This window comes from Paracoccus hibiscisoli (assembly GCF_005048265.1).
Lineage (GTDB): Bacteria > Pseudomonadota > Alphaproteobacteria > Rhodobacterales > Rhodobacteraceae > Paracoccus > Paracoccus hibiscisoli.
This window is the reverse complement of the sequence record NZ_SUNH01000020.1, coordinates 71029-86655: the sequence shown is the minus strand read 5'-3', so window position 1 is coordinate 86655 and position 15627 is coordinate 71029. Positions and strand designations below refer to the sequence as shown.

The following is a 15627-nucleotide window of genomic DNA, read 5'->3' as shown; positions in this document are numbered from 1 at the left end:
GCCATCTCCTTGTCCAGCCAGATCAACAAAGACCCGCGCTTCCTGAGCGCAGCGTCGTAAGCGGGCCAGTTCGTCGTGCGGTAGCGGGCGGGATCGGGCTTGCTCATGCTGCCCGCCTAACCGCATGAAATCGCGATGTGAATCCCTCTCAATAAAAGTTCTGCAACAACGCCCATCGACATCGCCGAGGGAATATGGACCGGCCAAGACTCTTTACAATCGCTGGAGGCGTTGGAGCGATAACGGCGTCTTCGCCCGGATCATGGTCGGCCTGGCCGCCGAAAGCACCGATCCGAAGACGATCATGATCGACGCGACCTATCTCAAGGCGCACCGCACGGCCTGCAGCCTGCGTGCAAAAAAGGGGGGCGTGGCCGCCAGATCGGTCGAACAAAAGGCGGTATGAACACGAAGCTGCACGCTGTTACCGATGCGACAGGAAGACCTATCCGGTTCTTCCTGTTGGCAGGACAGGTCAGCGACTACACCGGAGCGGCGGCGCTTCTGGACAGTCTGCCGCAGGCCGACTGGTTCTTGGCGGACCGGGGCTATGATGCTGACTGGCTGCGAAAAGCGTTGCAGGACAGAGGGATAAAAGCCTGCATTCCCGGCCGGAAGTCCCGCAAGAAAACCGTGAAATACGACAAGCGCCGCTATAAACGCCGCAATCGCATCGAGATCATGTTCGGCCGCTTGAAGGACTGGAGACGTGTCGCCACGCGTTACGACAGGTGCCCGGAAACCTACCTCTCCGCAATCGCATTGGCCGCCACCGTTCTGTTCTGGCTGTGATCAAGAACGAGTCCTGACCCTAGCGCTGTCGCAAGGCGCGCCGCTAGTTGCGGGCGCGCAGGCGGGGCGCGCCCTTGTCCAGCCACAGCGCGGACACCCACCACAGCGCCAGGCAGGCCCACAGATCGACCAGCAGCCGCCGCCCCATCGGCTGTTCCGCCGGGGTCATCTGGAACGCGTCGCCCAGCACCGACAGCAGCACGCAGGCGACAAAGGCGAACAGCCCCCCCTTGCCGATCTGTTGCAGGGCCACGCCGGGGCGGGTGGCGGCCAGCCAGGCCATCGGCCGCGCCAGGGGGGCCGCGACCAGCCAGGCAGCGGCGACGATGGCCAGATAGCGGGTGCCGTCCAGGCTCCATTTGTCGATGCTGCCATAGACCAGCTTCAGCGCCTCGCGGAAGGCCAGCGCCGGTTCCCCGATGCGCGCGCCGATGACGATCGCGCTGCCAAAGGCGAACATCCCCAGGGCCAGCACCGTCAGCAGGTGCCGCCACGGCCACAGGGCCGCCATGATGCGCTGGCGGAACAGGCCCATCGCCACCCCGGTAAAGAACAGCATCTGCCAGCCGAAGGGGTTGAACAGGAATCCGCCCTGGGTGCGGTGATTTGGGATCATCGCGTTCAGCGCCGGCGCGTGCCACCACAGCAGGACCGACCCCACCGCCACCAGCCAGGGCCAGCGCACCATCAGCGGCACCACCGCCAGCGCGGCCACCATCAGGATCACATACAGCGCCAGCACGTCGATGATGTTGGGCTGGACCCAGAAGGTCGCGACCGTGCCCAGATAGCCCAGGGGGTTCTCCAGCACCCAGACCGCGTACTGGTTCCAGATGGCGGTATGCGGACGATCCAGCGCCAGCAGCGCCGCCGACAGCAGCGCCATCAGCAGCGCCCCGATCAGCATGGCGCGCCACACCTCGTAGGCGCGGCGGGCAAAGCGGCGCTGGGCTGTGCGGCGGCCGTCGCGGGCCTCGACGCTGCGCCAGACCAGGCCGACCAGAAAGCCCGACAGCAGCACAAACAGCTCTGACGCGTCGAAGATCGAGAAATTCGGCAGCGTCCAGCCCCGCATGACCGAGATGGGCATGTGGTTCACCATGATGCTGACCAAGGCATAGCCCCGCAGCATGTCCAGAGCGATCAGCCGATTCATGCGGGCAGCCTGCTCCAGCGCGTCAACAGGGCCGGGTCCAGCAGCATGGCGTCGGTTTCGGCGCGGTCCATGTCCGCCAGCGCCTGGCGCTGATCGGGGGCATGGGCGATCTTGGCCTCGGCGGTGATCCGGGCCAGGTGCACCGAACGCGGCAGCGCCTCGGGCAGCGGCGCCAGCATCGCGACATGGCGGGCCAGCAGATCCGCGTCGCGGCCAAGGCGCAGCAGGCTGTCGGGGCCGGTATCGGCCTGGGGCAGGGCGCGGGCGATGGCAGTGGCCTCGGTCAGGATGGCGGGCGGGTCGCGTTCCTCGGGGGTGACCAGCAGGCCGCGCATCCGGGCCCACCGGCCAAAGACCGGGCTGGCCGACAGGCGCGAGGTGACCGGCGACAGGATCAGCCCCGCCAGGATCGGCGACAGCCAGATCAGCTGCGCGGGCGAAAAGCTGGCCAGCACGATCAGCGTCCCCGCGCCCAGGGCGACATGCGCCCAGTGATGGCGCAGCACGACGCCCCATGTCGGCATCGACCCCGCGCGGGTCTGCGCGTTCCAGCCGCTGTCGCGGCCCGACAGGATCTCGAAGATCTGGCGGGTCTGAACCAGCATCTGCACCGGCGCGATCAGCGCCGACAGGATCGTCTCGAAGATCGCGCTGGCAAAGATGCGCACGCGGCCGCCCGAATTGCGCGCCAGGGGGCGCGCCCAGGCCCGGAAGGTGGCGATGAACTTGGGCAGCAGCAGCAGCGCCATGGCCAGCGCGAACAGCCACAGCATCCGGCGGCTGTCAAAGACCGGCCAGTCGGGGAACAGCTGATAGGCGTTGGGAAAATATTCCGGCGTGGACAGCAGCACGGTCGCCGACAGGATCAGGCCGACCAGGATCAGCGCCAGCCACAGCGGGCTCATCAGGAAACCCATGATGCCGATGATCATATGTGCCCGGCTGATGCCGCGCAGCCCCTTGACGCCCAGCAGGCGGGAGTGCTGCAGGTTGCCCTGAGCCCACCGCCGTTCGCGCACGGCCATGTCCAGCAGCGTGGGCGGACAGCCCTCATAGCTGCCGCGCAGGTCGTGATCCAGGCGCACCGACCAGCCCGCGCGGCACAGCGCCGCCGCCTCGACGAAATCGTGGCTGAGGATCGTGCCGCCAAAGGGCGGGTTGCCTGGCAGGCGCGGCAGCCCGCAGGCCTGCGCAAAGGCAGTCACGCGGATGATCGCGTTATGGCCCCAGTAATTGCCCGTATCACCCGACCATGCGGCGACGCCGCGGGCGATCATCGGGCCATAGACACGGCCCGCGAACTGGGTCAGGCGGGCAAAGATCGTCTCTCCGCCGACCAGCATCGGCATGGTCTGGATCAGCCCCACGCGGTCATCGGCGGCCATGCGGGCGGACAGGGCGCGGATGGTCGCGCCCGACATCACGCTGTCGGCGTCCAGCACGACCATCTGGTCATAGCGCCCGCCCCAATGGCGCACGAATTCGGCCAGATTGCCCGATTTGCGGTCGTCATTCGTCAGGCGGCGGCGATACCACATCGGCAAGGGCGACAGGGCGCGGGCGGCATGGACCACCAGCGTCTCGTTGACGGCTATGGCCGGGTCGCGGGTGTCGGACAGCACGAAGATCTCGGTCCGCTGGGCCATGCCCTCGGCCTCCAGCTCGCGCGCCAGCGCGACCAGCAGGGCGGTGCTGGTGGCGACATCCTCGTGATAGATCGGCATGACCACAACCACGCGGGCGTCGTTCGGGCCGTCCGGCGTGGTCAGGCGCGGGGCCAGAAACCCCGCCAGCGTCCCGCAGAACGAGAATCCGATCCAGGCGAATGTCGGCACGAACAGCACCAGCAGCGCGATCTGCATCGGCTTGGGGTCGGCGCCGAACGCCGCCAGCATCTGCGAAAAGCCATAGACCGCCAGCGCCGCCGTGCCGCCAAAGGCGATCAGGCGCGCCATCCAGACCCGCAGGCTGTTTTGGCGGCGGCCCGGCCCGCCCTGGGGGGCGCGGGCGAAATCCTGCACCGGCATGGTCGTGGGGGCGGCGGGCGGCACGATGGGGTCGGCCGGTCGGGCAGCAGGCCCTCCGGCGGTCTGCATGTCGGTCGCCATGGTCATGCCGTCCAGCGGGTCAGCCAGGTCTCGCTGAGGGCGAGGCCTTCGGGCGTGGTCAGCACGGCCTGCAACTCGGACAGCTGGATGCGCCCCGGCTCGAACTCGAAGGCCAGGCGCAGCACGTCCTGATCGGGCAGCGGCTTCAGATAGGCATGCACGACCCGGCCGGCCGAGGCGGTGACCTGAAAATTCGGCAGCGTCTCGCGGAACAGGCCCAGGTCGAAATCGATGACATAGCTGCGCGTCGTCTCGACATTGACGGACCGGCCCGACCGGACCTGACGCACCTTGGCCAGCGGCAGGCTGCTGGGCGGCAAGGCGCCAAAGCTGAGGCGGTATCGGAACTCGGTCCGCTCGCCGCGCGGGATGGTGGCGGCGGGCAACCAATAGCTGACGATGTTGTCGTTGAACTCGTTCTCGACCGGGATCTCGATCAGGCGGACCTCGCCCTCGCCCCAGCTGCCCTCGGGTTCGATCCAGGCCGAGGGGCGCAGGTGATACATCGCCTCGGCATCCTGATAGGTCTCAAAGTCGCGGGCCCGCTGGACCAGACCGAAGCCGCGCGGGTCGCGGTCGACAAAGCTGCTGATCTGCAGGTTGCGCGGCGACATCAGGCCGCGCCACAGCGCCTGGTTCGCACCGGTCTGCATCTGCAACCCGTCGCTGTCATGGCAGGCGGGGCGATAATCATCGACCACGCGGCGCGAGGCCGGGCTGAACCAGAACATCGAGGTCAAGGGCGCCAGCCCCGTCTCGCGCAGGTCCACGCGCGGGAACAGCGCCACGCGCGTGCGCACCATGGTGACCGCGCCGGGGGTCACGTCGAACTGGAAGGCCGCCGCGACCGATCGGCTGTCCAGGATCGCATAGATGCGCACCGATTGCGCGCCGGGCTCGGGCTCGACGATCCAGAAATCGGTGAACAGGGGGAATTCCTCGCCGTCCGGGCTGCCGGTCTTGATGGCAAGGCCGCGGGCCGACAGGCCGTAAAGCGTGCCCCGCGCCACCGCGCGGAAATAGCTGGCGCCCTGAAAGACGATGAATTCGTCCATCACGCCAGGGCGGTTCAGCGGCGTGCGCATCCGAAAGCCCGACCAGCCCATGTTGCCGATGGTGGTCACATCGCCGCCATCGGGGAAATACCGCTCGTCGAATTCCAGCAGGGCGGGGTCGAAGGGAATCGGCCGCGTGATGCCGCCCCGGACCAGATTGATCTGCACCGGCTCGTAGAAGATCGAGCCGGGCGACAGCAGGTCGATGCGGAAATCGGGGTTCTGCGCCAGCGGGTCATGTTCGCGCCGGAACCGGATGCCGCGATACTGGTCATAGTTCAGGTTGGCAAAGCTGCCCTCCAACTGCGAGATGGGCTGCACATAGACGCGGGCGGACCGCTCCTGGGCGAGGGCCGCCACCGTCTCGAACCCGAAGGGTTCGGGCATGGCGGGGCCAAAGCCCGTGGGGTCCTGGGCCTGCTGGGCCTGGGCGGGCACCGCCAGCAGGGACCCGCCGGCAGCCAGGGCGGTGGCAGCATTGAGAAATTGGCGACGCTTCATATCCGGGGATGTCTCGACAGGGATGGTGGATTATAGCAGGCCGCCGCAGTGCAGCAACGCTGCTGTCCGGCTTAAGCTCTTATCAGCCGATAAGCGCCATCCGGGCAAGCCGCAAGTGGCCCGGGCGGTTCACTGCCGCGCCAGCCAGGCCGTGACCGGGCCGCGCACGCTGGTCAGGCCCTCGGCCTCGGCGTCGGCGATGACCTGGGCCAGATCGGTGATGCTGACGCGGCGGATCAGGTGCTTGACCGGCCCGATGGACGCCGGGCGCATCGACAGGCGCCGGATGCCCAGGGCGGCAAAGACCAGCGCCTCGATGGGGCGGCCCGCATCCTCGCCGCAGAAGGACAGCGGCACGCGCGCCTCCTCGCAGCGCTGCACGATCTGGCGCAGCAGCGCCAGGAACGACAGGTTCAGCGTGTCATAGCGGCGGCGCACGCGCTCGTTCTCGCGGTCGGCGGCGAAAAAGAACTGTTTCAGGTCGTTGCCGCCGATCGACACGAAATCGCACATCTCGAAGAAGCGGCGCGGCGCAAAGGCCATCGACGGCGTCTCCAGCATGGCGCCCACGCGGATGTCGCTGGGCATGGAATGCCCCAGACGCTGTTCGCGCGCCATCTCCTGCATCAGGATGCGATGCGCGGCCTCGTATTCGGTGATGTCCGCGACGAAGGGGAACATCACGTGCAGCGGCCGGCCCACGCTGGCGCGGATCAGCGCCTGCAGCTGCATCCGCAGCACGCCGCGCTTGTCCAGACCCACCCGAATCGCGCGCCAGCCCATCGCGGGATTCGGCTCGTCCTGGGGTTTCATGTAGGGCAGCACCTTGTCCGAGCCGATGTCCAGCGTGCGGAACATCACCGGCTTGCCCTGGGCGTTGTCCATGACGCGGGCATACAGGCCCGCCAGCTCGGCCCGGCGCGGCACGTGGTTGCGCACCAGGAACTGCAGCTCGGTGCGGAACAGACCCACGCCCTCGGCGCCCGATCCCTCAAGCGAGGGCAGGTCGGCCATCAGACCCGCGTTCATGTACATCTGGATCGTCGTGCCGCAGGTGCCGGTGGCGGGCAGGTCGCGCAGGTCGGCATAGCGGTCCTGCGCCTCGGCCTGCATGGCGATCTTGTCCAGGAACGCCTTGTGGACCGATTCCTCGGGGCGCAGATGGACAACGCCCTGATCGCCATCGACCAGGATCGGGTCGCCGTTCAGCGCCTCGGTGGTGATGCGGGTGGCGTGGATGACCAGCGGAATGGCCAGCGCCCGGGCGACGATGGCCGCGTGGCTGCCGACCGATCCCTCCTCCAGGACCACGCCCTTCAGGCGGCGGCCATATTCCAGCAGTTCCGCCGGGCCGATGTTGCGGGCGACCAGAATCGGGTTTTCCGGCATCTCGGCGCCGGTGTCGCGGCCCTGTCCCGTCAGGATGCGCAGCAGCCGGTTCGACAGGTCGTCCAGATCGTGCAGCCGATCGCGCAGATAGGGGTCAGAGGCCATCTCCAGCCGGGCGCGGGCGGTGGACTGCTCCTTTTCGACGGCGGCCTCGGCGGACAGGCCAAGGCGGATGTCCTCCTCCATGCGCTTCAGCCAGCTGCGCGAATGGGCGAACATGCGATAGGTTTCCAGCACGGCGGCATGCTCGCCCTCGCCGACCATGTCGGCGGCGGCGACCATCGTGTCGACGGTGCTGCGCAGGCGGTCGACGCCCTCGTGCAGGCGGATCAGCTCCTTGTCGGGGTCGTCGCCGACGGGGTTGGAGATCACCACGCGCGCCTCGTGCAGCCAGACGCGGCCCTGGGCGGCGCCCTCCTGTCCGGTCCCGCCGCGGATCATCAGCGGAAAGCGATGCGCCAGCGGCAGGCTGTCGGACTGGCTGCCCTGAAAGGCGCCCAGCTCGGTCATCTCGGCCAGAACCATGGCGACGACCTCAAGGCCATAGACCTCGTCCTCGCTGAACTGTCGGGCGGTGGCGCATTGCACGACCAGCACGCCCAGGCGTTCGCCGACCCGCTGGATGGGCACGCCCAGGAAGGCGGGAAAGACTTCCTCGCCGGTCTCGGGCATGAAGCGGAAGCCAGGCTGGGACGGTGCGTCGGCGGTGTTCACATAGCGTCCGGTGCGGGCCACGCGGCCGACCAGACCCTCGCCCAGACGCAGGCGGGTCTGGTGGACGGCCTCGGGGCGCAACCCCTCGGTCGCGCACAGCTCCAGCGTATCGGCATCGCGGAACAGGTAGATCGAGCAGACCTCGGTCCCCATCGAATCGGCGATGTGATGGGTGATCTGGTCAAGCCTGTCCTGGCCCCCGCCCGCGGCGGCAAGGATTTCCTTGAGCCGCCGCAGCAGCTTGCGCGAGTCGCTGTCGGTGCGATCCTGCATCGCTTGGCCCGCCTTCTGGTTTTGCGGTTCCCCGGTCAGGGATCCGACCGGAAGGCGTTACGCCTTGTCCAGTTCAAAGGCATCATGCAGCGCCTGCACAGCCAGTTCCATGTATTTCCGGTCGATCAGCACCGAAATCTTGATCTCGGAGGTCGAGATCACCTTGATGTTGACGTTTTCATCGGCCAGCGCCTTGAACATGCGTGCGGCGACACCCGCATGGCTGCGCATGCCGATGCCAACGACCGACACCTTGGCGACCTCGGTATCGACGACCAGCTCGTCATAGGCGATGTGACCGGACTGGCGGGCCTCTTCCATCGCACGCTTGGCGCGCTCGACCTGGTTGATCGGCACCGAGAAGGTCATGTCGGTCACCGAACCCGGATGATCGTCGTAGTCCTTCTCCGAGATGTTCTGCACGATCATGTCGACGTTCACGCCCGCATCGGCCAGCGGCGCAAAGATGGCGGCGGAAATGCCGGGCCGGTCCTCGACCGTGACCAGCGTGATCTTGGCCTCGTCGCGCGACGAGGCGATGCCGTTGACGACTTTCGATTCCATGATTTCATCCTCATCGCAGATCAGCGTGCCGGAAGTCTCGTCGGTCTCCTCAAAGGAGGACAGCACCCGCAACCGCACCTTGTAACGCATCGCCAGTTCGACCGACCGCGTCTGCAGCACCTTGGCCCCCAGGGATGCCAGCTCCAGCATCTCCTCGAAGGCGATGCGGGGCAGCTTGCGGGCGCGCGACGTGATGCGCGGGTCGGTGGTATAGACCCCGTCCACATCCGTGTAGATGTCGCAGCGTTCCGCCCCGAAGGCCGCGGCAAAGGCCACCGCCGTCGTGTCCGACCCGCCGCGCCCCAGCGTGGTGATGCGGCCCTCGGGCGACACGCCCTGGAACCCCGCGACCACCGCGACCTTGAAGCCCTCGGCGAATTTCTGGTCCAGGTTCTTGCGCGGGATGTCCACGAACCGCGCGGCCGAATAGGCGGCGGTCGTGTTGATCGGCACCTGCCAGCCCTGCCAGCTGCGCGCGGGCACGCCCATTTCCTGCAGGGTCAGGGCCATCAGGCCCGCGGTCACGTTCTCTCCGGAACTGACGACGGCGTCGTATTCGCGCGCGTCGAACATCGGCTGCGTCTGTTCGACCCAGCCCACCAACTCGTTCGTCTTGCCGGACATGGCGCTGACGATGACGATGACGTCATAGCCGCGATCGACCTCGCGCTGCACCTTGCGGGCGGCGTTCCTGATCCGGTCCAGATCGGCCACCGAAGTGCCGCCGAATTTCATTACCAGAAGCGGCATCAAGGGCCTCCAGCCAAAGGATGTGCGTCGGCGGGGCTTTTAGGGGCGGGGGCGGCAAACCGCAAGAGCCCGTCAATTGGCCTTCTGCCGGGGGCGGAAGGGCAGGGGGGCCACCGGCACGCCGTCCTCGATCAGCTTGCGGGCCTCCTCGGGGCGGGCCTCGCCGTGGATGGCGCGGGCGGGGCGTTTGCCCTCATGCATGGCGCGGGCCTCCTCGGCGAAGCTGAGGCCGACGTAATCTGAGTTTTCCTCGACCTTGCGGCGCAGGGCGTCCAGCGCGGCCTCGGCGGGGTTGCGGGGGGCGGTCAGGGGGCGTTTCTCGGTGACGGCGGGGGCCATCAGGGCACGGTCCACGCGGGTCGTGCCGCATTGCGCGCAGGTGACATGGCCCGCATCGCGCATCGCCTCGAACCCGTCCGAAGACCGGAACCAGCCGTCGAAGTCATGGCCCTCGTCACAGCGCAAGGCATAGCGGATCATCGAAACGCTCCTGTCATCTGGCCTTCATATCGGGTCAGGCGGGCCCGCGTGCAAGGTCATCCAGTCGCCCGATCAGCGCATCTGGGTCGCCCGCCCGCGCCTCCAGCACCGCGCGTGCGGCGCGGCCCATGGCGCGGGCCGCCTCGGGGCGGTCGATCAGCGGGGCCAGACCCTCCTCCCAGGGGCGCGCGGCGCCCTGCGCGTGCAGGGCGTCAAAGGTCTCGATGAAATTGCCCAGATGCGGCCCGTGCAGCAGCGCGCAGGCATGGGCGGCGGGCTCCCACGGGGTGTGGCCGCCATGATCCGCGATGCTGCCGCCGATAATGCACAGGCCCGCGCGGGCATACCAGCGCGCCATCTCTCCCAGGGTGTCGGCCAGCAGGACGCCGCCCTGGGGCGCGTCATCGGCCCCGGCGCTGCGCCGCGCCATGGGCAGGTCGCGCGCCGCGATCAGCGCCGCGATGGCATCGGCCCGGTCGGGATGGCGCGGCGCCAGGATCAGCCGCAGGTCGGGCCGCGTGGCGCGCAGCGCGGCAAAGGCGTCCAGCACCGGCCCATCCTCGCCCTCATGGGTCGAGGCCGCCAGGATCACCCGGTCACGTGCGTCGTCCTGGGGCGTGACGGGCAGGGACGCCGGGGCCAGCAGCTTCAGGTCCAGGCGCGGCAGCAGCGCGCGATGCGGCAGGCCCAGGGACAGCAGGCGCGCCTCGCTGCCCTGATCCTGCGCCGACAGGGCGGCGATGCGGCCCAGCATCGGGCCGATGATGCGCGGAAACCGCCCCCAGGTCCCGGCAGAGCGTTCCGACATGCGCGCCCCAATCATCGCCTGATGCACGCCCCGCTGGGCCAGCAGCCGCGAACGCAGGGGCCAGAACTCTCCCTCCACGGTCAGCGCCAGGCGGGGGCGGGTGGCGTCCAGAAAACGCGCCAGCGCACCGGGCAGGTCCAGCGGTGCCAAGCGTGCGGGCAGGCCCCAGTCCTGCGCCAGCGCGCGGCCCGTCTCGCTGTTGGTGGTGACGGTCAGGGGGTGGCGCGCGGCCAGCGCCGCGATGACGGTGCGGGCCGAGGTCAGCTCTCCGACGGATGCGGCATGGACCCAGATCGCGGCCGGGCCGGGCCGCGTGCCGCAGACCAGCCGTTCGCGCAACGCCGCCGATCCGCCCATGCGCGCGCGCAGGCACAGCGCGGCCTCGGCGATGCGGGTCGTGGCGTCATAGATCATGCAGGGTGGCCCCTCGCTCAGGGAGTGTTGGAGGCGGGTACCGGAATCGAACCGGTCTTCACGGATTTGCAATCCGGTGCGTAACCTCTCCGCCAACCCGCCGCCGTCGAGAGTGGCCGTGTCCTAGCGGATTGCCGCGACCCTTGCAAGACGCGAAGCGCGCGGCCCATGTCCTGCGTTGCCCAAGCGGGGGAAACATGGCAATAGTCGCGCAAACGACCCAAGCAGAGGTTCCCCTGACATGAGCGATTTCGCCGCGCGCCGCACGATGATGGTGGACACGCAGGTCCGGCCCAGTGACGTCACGAAGTTCCCGGTGATCGAGGCGATGCTGACCATCCCACGCGAGGATTTCGTGCCCGCCAGCCGCCGCTCCGTCGCCTATTCCGGCGAGAATCTGGATATCGGCCATGGCCGCGTCCTGCTGGAGCCGCGCAGCCTGGCCAAGCTGGTCGATGCGCTGGACATCCAGCCCGATGAGCTGGTCCTGGACCTGGCCTGCGGCTACGGTTATTCGGCCGCCGTCATGGCGCGCATGGCCGAGGCCGTCGTCGGCATCGAGGATGACGCCGAACTGGCCACCGAGGCCGAGGACCGCCTGACCCGCGCCGGCATCTTCAACGTGGCCGTTCTGCACGCCCCCCTGACCGAGGGTGCCCCGAAACAGGGCCCCTATGACGTCATCCTGATCGAGGGCGCGGTCGAGGAGATCCCCCCCGCCATCATCGACCAGCTGCGCGAGGGCGGCCGCATCGGCGCGCTGTTCACCGAGGGCGCGCTGGGCGTCGCCCGCATCGGCACGCGCCGCGGCGACCGGATCGCCTGGCGCTATGCCTTCAACGCCAATGCGCCGATGCTGCCGGGCTTTGGCCGCCAGCGCGGGTTCGCGTTGTGAGGGTGCTGCAGCGCCTGGCGGCGGTCGCGCTGCTGTCGCTGGGCGCGGCGCTGCCCGCCCGGGCCGAATCGCTGGCCGACACGATGGTCGCGGCCTATCGCCATTCCGCGCTGATCGAGCAGAATCGCGCCGTGCTGCGCGCCGCCGACGAGGATGTCGCGGCCTCGGTCGCGGCGCTGCGCCCGGTCGTGGAATGGGTCGCCCGCCAAAGCGCCAGCCGCGCCGAGGGCAGCACGACCGCGCGCTCGACCTCGCTGTCGATCGGGGCGCAGGTGACGCTCTATGACTTCGGGCGGGGACAGCTGGCCATCGACGGTGCCAAGGAACAGGTGCTGGCCACGCGGCAGGCGCTGGTCTCGATCGAACAGGACGTGCTGCTGGCCGCGGCCATCGCCTATTTCGACGTGCGCGAGGCGATCCAGCAGGTCGGCCTGCAGCAGAATTCCGTCGAGGTCCTGACCAGCGAGCGTCAGGCCGCCCAGGACCGGTTCGACGTGGGCGAGATCACCGTGACCGACGTGGCCCTGGCCGATGCGCAGCTGGCCGCGACCCGCGCCGCGCTGGCCGCCGCCAACGGCCAGCTGGAGGTCGCGCGCGAGGTCTATCTGGCGGTCACCGGCCGCCAGCCGGGGGCCCTGGCCGCGCCGCCGCCCCTGCCCAGCCTGCCCGCAACCCTGGAAGAGGCGCGCGCCATCGCGCAGCGCACCCACCCCGCGATCGGCCAGGCACAGCGCCAGGCCGCGGCCTCGGAACTGGCCGTCGCCTCGGCCGCGGCCGAGCGCAACCCGACCCTGTCGGGCACCGCCAGCGTCGGCGTGACGCGCAGCCCGCAGACCGAGCTGGGCGGTTACGGCAGCCGCAATTCCTCCTCGGTGGGGCTGGAGCTGTCGCAGACGCTCTATTCCGGGGGGCGGCTGTCGGCCGGGCACCGCCGGTCGATGGCGCAGCGCGATCAGGCGCGGGCGGGGTTGCTGAACACCTCCCGGCAGGTCAGCCAGCAGGTTGGCGAAACCTGGGCCAACATCGCCGTGGCCCGGGCGCAGATCACCGCCATCACCCAGCAGATCTCGGCCGCGCAGCAGGCCTATGACGGCGTGCGCGAGGAGGCGCAGCTGGGCGCGCGCACCACGCTGGACGTGCTGGATGCGGAACAGGCGCTGCTTCAGGCGCGGGCGGACCGGATTACGGCGGAATCCAATCTGCAATTAGCTCATTATCAACTTCTGGCTGCTATGGGTCTGTTGACGGTAGAAAACCTGCAACTGGGAATCCCGACCTATGACCCATCGCAATATTACAACGCTGTGCGGAATGCGCCCGCAACCAGCAGACAGGGCGAAAGCCTGGACCGCGTGCTGCGCGCCATCGGCCGGAACTGATCCGGCACTGGCGGTGCGCCATGGTTAAGGCGCGCCGCACCTCCGCCGCCGACGCGGCGGACCCCGCCCAGCCCCTCGTGCTGACGGTGATCGAGGGGACCAAGCCCCGCCGCTCCCGCAAAGCCGCGGCGGCACCCGAAGCCCCCGCCGCCAAGGCCCCCCGCGCTCGCACCGCCAAGACGAAGGCCGCGCCGCGCGCAGAGGACGCCCCGCCCAAACCCGCCGCCAAACCGCGCAGCCGCTCCAAGGCGCCTGCCACGGCCGCCGCGACCAAACCGGCCCGTCAGACCCGGGCCCGCGCGGCCAAGCCCGCCCCGGCATCCGAGGCCCGTTGGGTCGACGAACTGACCTTTGCGGCCCAGGCCCAAGCCCAGGCCGGGCGGAGCGTGGCCCAGATCGTCCTCTCCGAGGATCAGCCGCTGGGCGCCGCCGCCCGAGAGATCGCCCGCATCCGCTCCGAGATGCAGCAGATCCGCCACATGATCGACAGCCAGCCGGTCGAGCAGGGCGATGCCCATGCCATGCTGCAGCGGCTGTGCCGCAACCCCGCGCCGCGCGGGCTGCTGGCGGGCAGCACGGCCTCGGTCATCGAACTGGTGCCGCAGACGCGCCGCGCCTCGGCGCCTGCCGCCCGCGCGCTGCGGGCGGTGCCCGACGCGATCGCCGCACCGTTGCCGGATGCCATTGCCGATCCGGTCGCGCCGCAGATCGCCCCGGTGGTCGCGAACCCCGACCCTGTTCTTGCGCAGCTCGTCGCGCCCGTCGCCATGCCTGCCCCGGTCCGGGCACCCTCGCGCATCGCACGGTTGCTGTCGGCCTGGGGGGATTGGCTGATGTGGCGCCTGCTGCCGCCGGCCCTGCCCAACCAGGCCTCGGCCGCGCGCCCCGGCTCGATGCCGCAGCCCCTGCGCCAGGCGGCTGCCACCAGTATGGCGCAGGATGCCCCCGCGGACCCGGCGCCCGTCGGTTGCGTACCGGTCGCGCAAACGCCGCCCCAGACCCCGGTCCCGATGGACGAGATCGTGGGCCAGGCCGTCACCCGAATCATGGAGGATGGCAGCCTGCGCGCCCATCTGAAGGAGATGATCCGCGAGGAGCTGGAGGGAGAGATGGGTGCCCGATTCTCAGGCAACCTGCGCGCCGTGGTCCGCCGCGAGATCGCAACCGCCCTGGATGAGCGTCTGACCCATCTGTAACCCGTCAGGCGGGCAGGGTCAGTTCAGCATCCCCTCGGGATCGACGCTTTCGAACCCGCGGCGGATCTCGAAATGGACGAACCCGGCGCTGCCCGCCTGTCCCAGGGACTGGCCTGCCTCCACACTGTCGCCCTTGGCGACGGCGACCTCGCCCAAGTTGGTATAGACGCTCATCAGGTCGCCCTCATGGCGCACCACGATGATCGGCGTCCCGGCGCTGTCGCGGGTGATCGCCGCGACCTGTCCGCCGCCCGCCGCGCGGACCGCGGTGCCGCCGGGCGCCGCGATGTCGATGCCGTCATTGCGGCCCTTTTCATAGGTCCGGATGATCGCGCCCTCCACCGGCATGCGGAACCGCCCCCCGCTGGAGGCGGCCGTGCGCGTCGATCCCAGATCGGTTGTCGGCACGTCCGGCGCGGGGGCACCCGCAGGCGGGGTCGTCTCGTCGGGCAGAGGCTGCGCGGCCGAGGGCGGCGTGGGGGTCGGGCTGCCGGTCCCCGGCGCGGTCGTGGCCAGACGGTCGGGGCTCTGACCCGGCTGCGGCACGATCAGGCGCTGGCCGGGACGCAGGCTCATGTCGGCGGGCAGGCCGTTCCAGCTGGCCAGATCCTGCACCGTCACGCCATAACGTCGGGCGACGGCCCAGGCCGTCTCTCCGGCGGCGACGACATGTTCACGCGGATTGGGCGCGGTGGCGGCCGCGGGCGCGGGTTGCGCGGCGGCGGTGGTCGCGGGCACTGGCTGCGCGCCCGTGGCAAAGGGATCGGTCACGACCGTCGTCCCGCCACCGCGCGCGGGCGCGGTCACGGCCACCTGGCGCGGCAGGACCAGCACCGCCCCCGCCTGCATCGGCGCGTCAGCGGGCAGGGCGTTATGCGCCGCCAGTTCCGGACCCTGCAGCCCCAGCCTTGCGGCGATGGTCATGGGCGTGTCGCCCGCCTGCGCCACCACCGCCTGTCCGCCCTGGAAGCTGACGACTCCGCGCGCGTCCGGCGCGGGCCGGGGGGCGGCCGCTGCGGCCGCGGCCGCGGTGTCCATGCCGCCCATCAGCCCGCGCAGATCCGGATCGAAGACCCCATCCGCCCCGCAGCCCGCCACCGCCAGCAGCGCCACCAGGGCGCAGCCCGCGCGAAAGTCAAATCTGGTCATGATC

General features: G+C 69.6%; 11 protein-coding genes, 1 tRNA gene and 2 pseudogenes. 4 read left to right on the top strand and 10 right to left on the bottom strand.

The genetic code is table 11. From position 1 onward, the window contains the following. Nucleotides 1-107 (bottom strand): annotated as a pseudogene (locus FA740_RS14425) (IS5/IS1182 family transposase); the annotation flags it as partial. A 74-nt stretch (nucleotides 108-181) separates the two neighbouring features. Here FA740_RS14425 and FA740_RS14420 point away from each other — a divergent pair. Beyond that, nucleotides 182-792, top strand: a pseudogene (locus FA740_RS14420) (IS5 family transposase); the annotation flags it as partial. Nucleotides 793-835: 43 nt separating this feature from the next. Here the strand turns inward: FA740_RS14420 and opgC are convergent. From opgC to FA740_RS14380, 8 genes are all read right to left on the bottom strand, one after another. Continuing rightward, the gene (gene opgC, locus FA740_RS14415) at nucleotides 836-1948 is read right to left on the bottom strand and encodes an OpgC domain-containing protein (protein WP_136857467.1); all 1113 of its coding nucleotides are present in this window, start codon (nucleotides 1946-1948) and stop codon (nucleotides 836-838) included. Next, nucleotides 1945-4062: a glucans biosynthesis glucosyltransferase MdoH gene (gene mdoH, locus FA740_RS14410; protein ID WP_246053653.1), complete on the bottom strand. Its 2118-nt coding sequence runs from the start codon at nucleotides 4060-4062 to the stop codon at nucleotides 1945-1947. The genes opgC and mdoH overlap by 4 nt, the downstream gene beginning before the upstream one ends. Next, a complete protein-coding gene (locus tag FA740_RS14405; protein WP_136857466.1) occupies nucleotides 4059-5612 on the bottom strand; it encodes an OpgD/OpgG family glucan biosynthesis protein in 1554 nt (517 codons plus the stop codon). Before FA740_RS14405 ends, mdoH begins: the two co-directional genes overlap by 4 nt. A gap of 129 nt (nucleotides 5613-5741) precedes the next feature. Beyond that, complete coding sequence (gene ptsP / locus FA740_RS14400) at nucleotides 5742-7988, bottom strand: phosphoenolpyruvate--protein phosphotransferase (RefSeq protein WP_136857465.1); 2247 nt, start codon at nucleotides 7986-7988, stop codon at nucleotides 5742-5744. 57 nt (nucleotides 7989-8045) lie between these two features. Further along, the gene (locus FA740_RS14395; RefSeq protein ID WP_136857464.1) at nucleotides 8046-9302 is read right to left on the bottom strand and encodes an aspartate kinase; all 1257 of its coding nucleotides are present in this window, start codon (nucleotides 9300-9302) and stop codon (nucleotides 8046-8048) included. A gap of 72 nt (nucleotides 9303-9374) precedes the next feature. Next, a complete protein-coding gene (locus FA740_RS14390; protein WP_136857463.1) occupies nucleotides 9375-9782 on the bottom strand; it encodes a DUF1178 family protein in 408 nt (135 codons plus the stop codon). A gap of 34 nt (nucleotides 9783-9816) precedes the next feature. Beyond that, nucleotides 9817-11004, bottom strand: coding sequence for a 3-deoxy-D-manno-octulosonic acid transferase (locus FA740_RS14385; protein WP_136857462.1), 1188 nt, complete (start codon nucleotides 11002-11004; stop codon nucleotides 9817-9819). A gap of 28 nt (nucleotides 11005-11032) precedes the next feature. Further along, nucleotides 11033-11106: transfer RNA gene (locus FA740_RS14380), tRNA-Cys, on the bottom strand. Between the two features lie 139 nt (nucleotides 11107-11245). Here FA740_RS14380 and FA740_RS14375 point away from each other — a divergent pair. Genes FA740_RS14375 through FA740_RS14365 form a run of 3 tightly spaced genes read left to right on the top strand, consistent with a single transcriptional unit; the run spans nucleotide 11246 to nucleotide 14474 of the window. Continuing rightward, entirely contained in the window at nucleotides 11246-11899 is a 654-nt protein-coding gene (locus tag FA740_RS14375; RefSeq protein WP_136857461.1) for a protein-L-isoaspartate O-methyltransferase family protein, read from the top strand. Beyond that, a complete protein-coding gene (locus FA740_RS14370) occupies nucleotides 11896-13278 on the top strand; it encodes a TolC family outer membrane protein (RefSeq protein WP_246053652.1) in 1383 nt (460 codons plus the stop codon). Before FA740_RS14375 ends, FA740_RS14370 begins: the two co-directional genes overlap by 4 nt. A gap of 20 nt (nucleotides 13279-13298) precedes the next feature. Further along, entirely contained in the window at nucleotides 13299-14474 is a 1176-nt protein-coding gene (locus FA740_RS14365; protein ID WP_136857460.1) for a hypothetical protein, read from the top strand. An 18-nt stretch (nucleotides 14475-14492) separates the two neighbouring features. Here the strand turns inward: FA740_RS14365 and FA740_RS14360 are convergent, their stop codons facing one another. Next, nucleotides 14493-15623, bottom strand: coding sequence for a LysM peptidoglycan-binding domain-containing protein (locus FA740_RS14360; RefSeq protein ID WP_136857459.1), 1131 nt, complete (start codon nucleotides 15621-15623; stop codon nucleotides 14493-14495). Nucleotides 15624-15627: the final 4 nt, after the last annotated feature.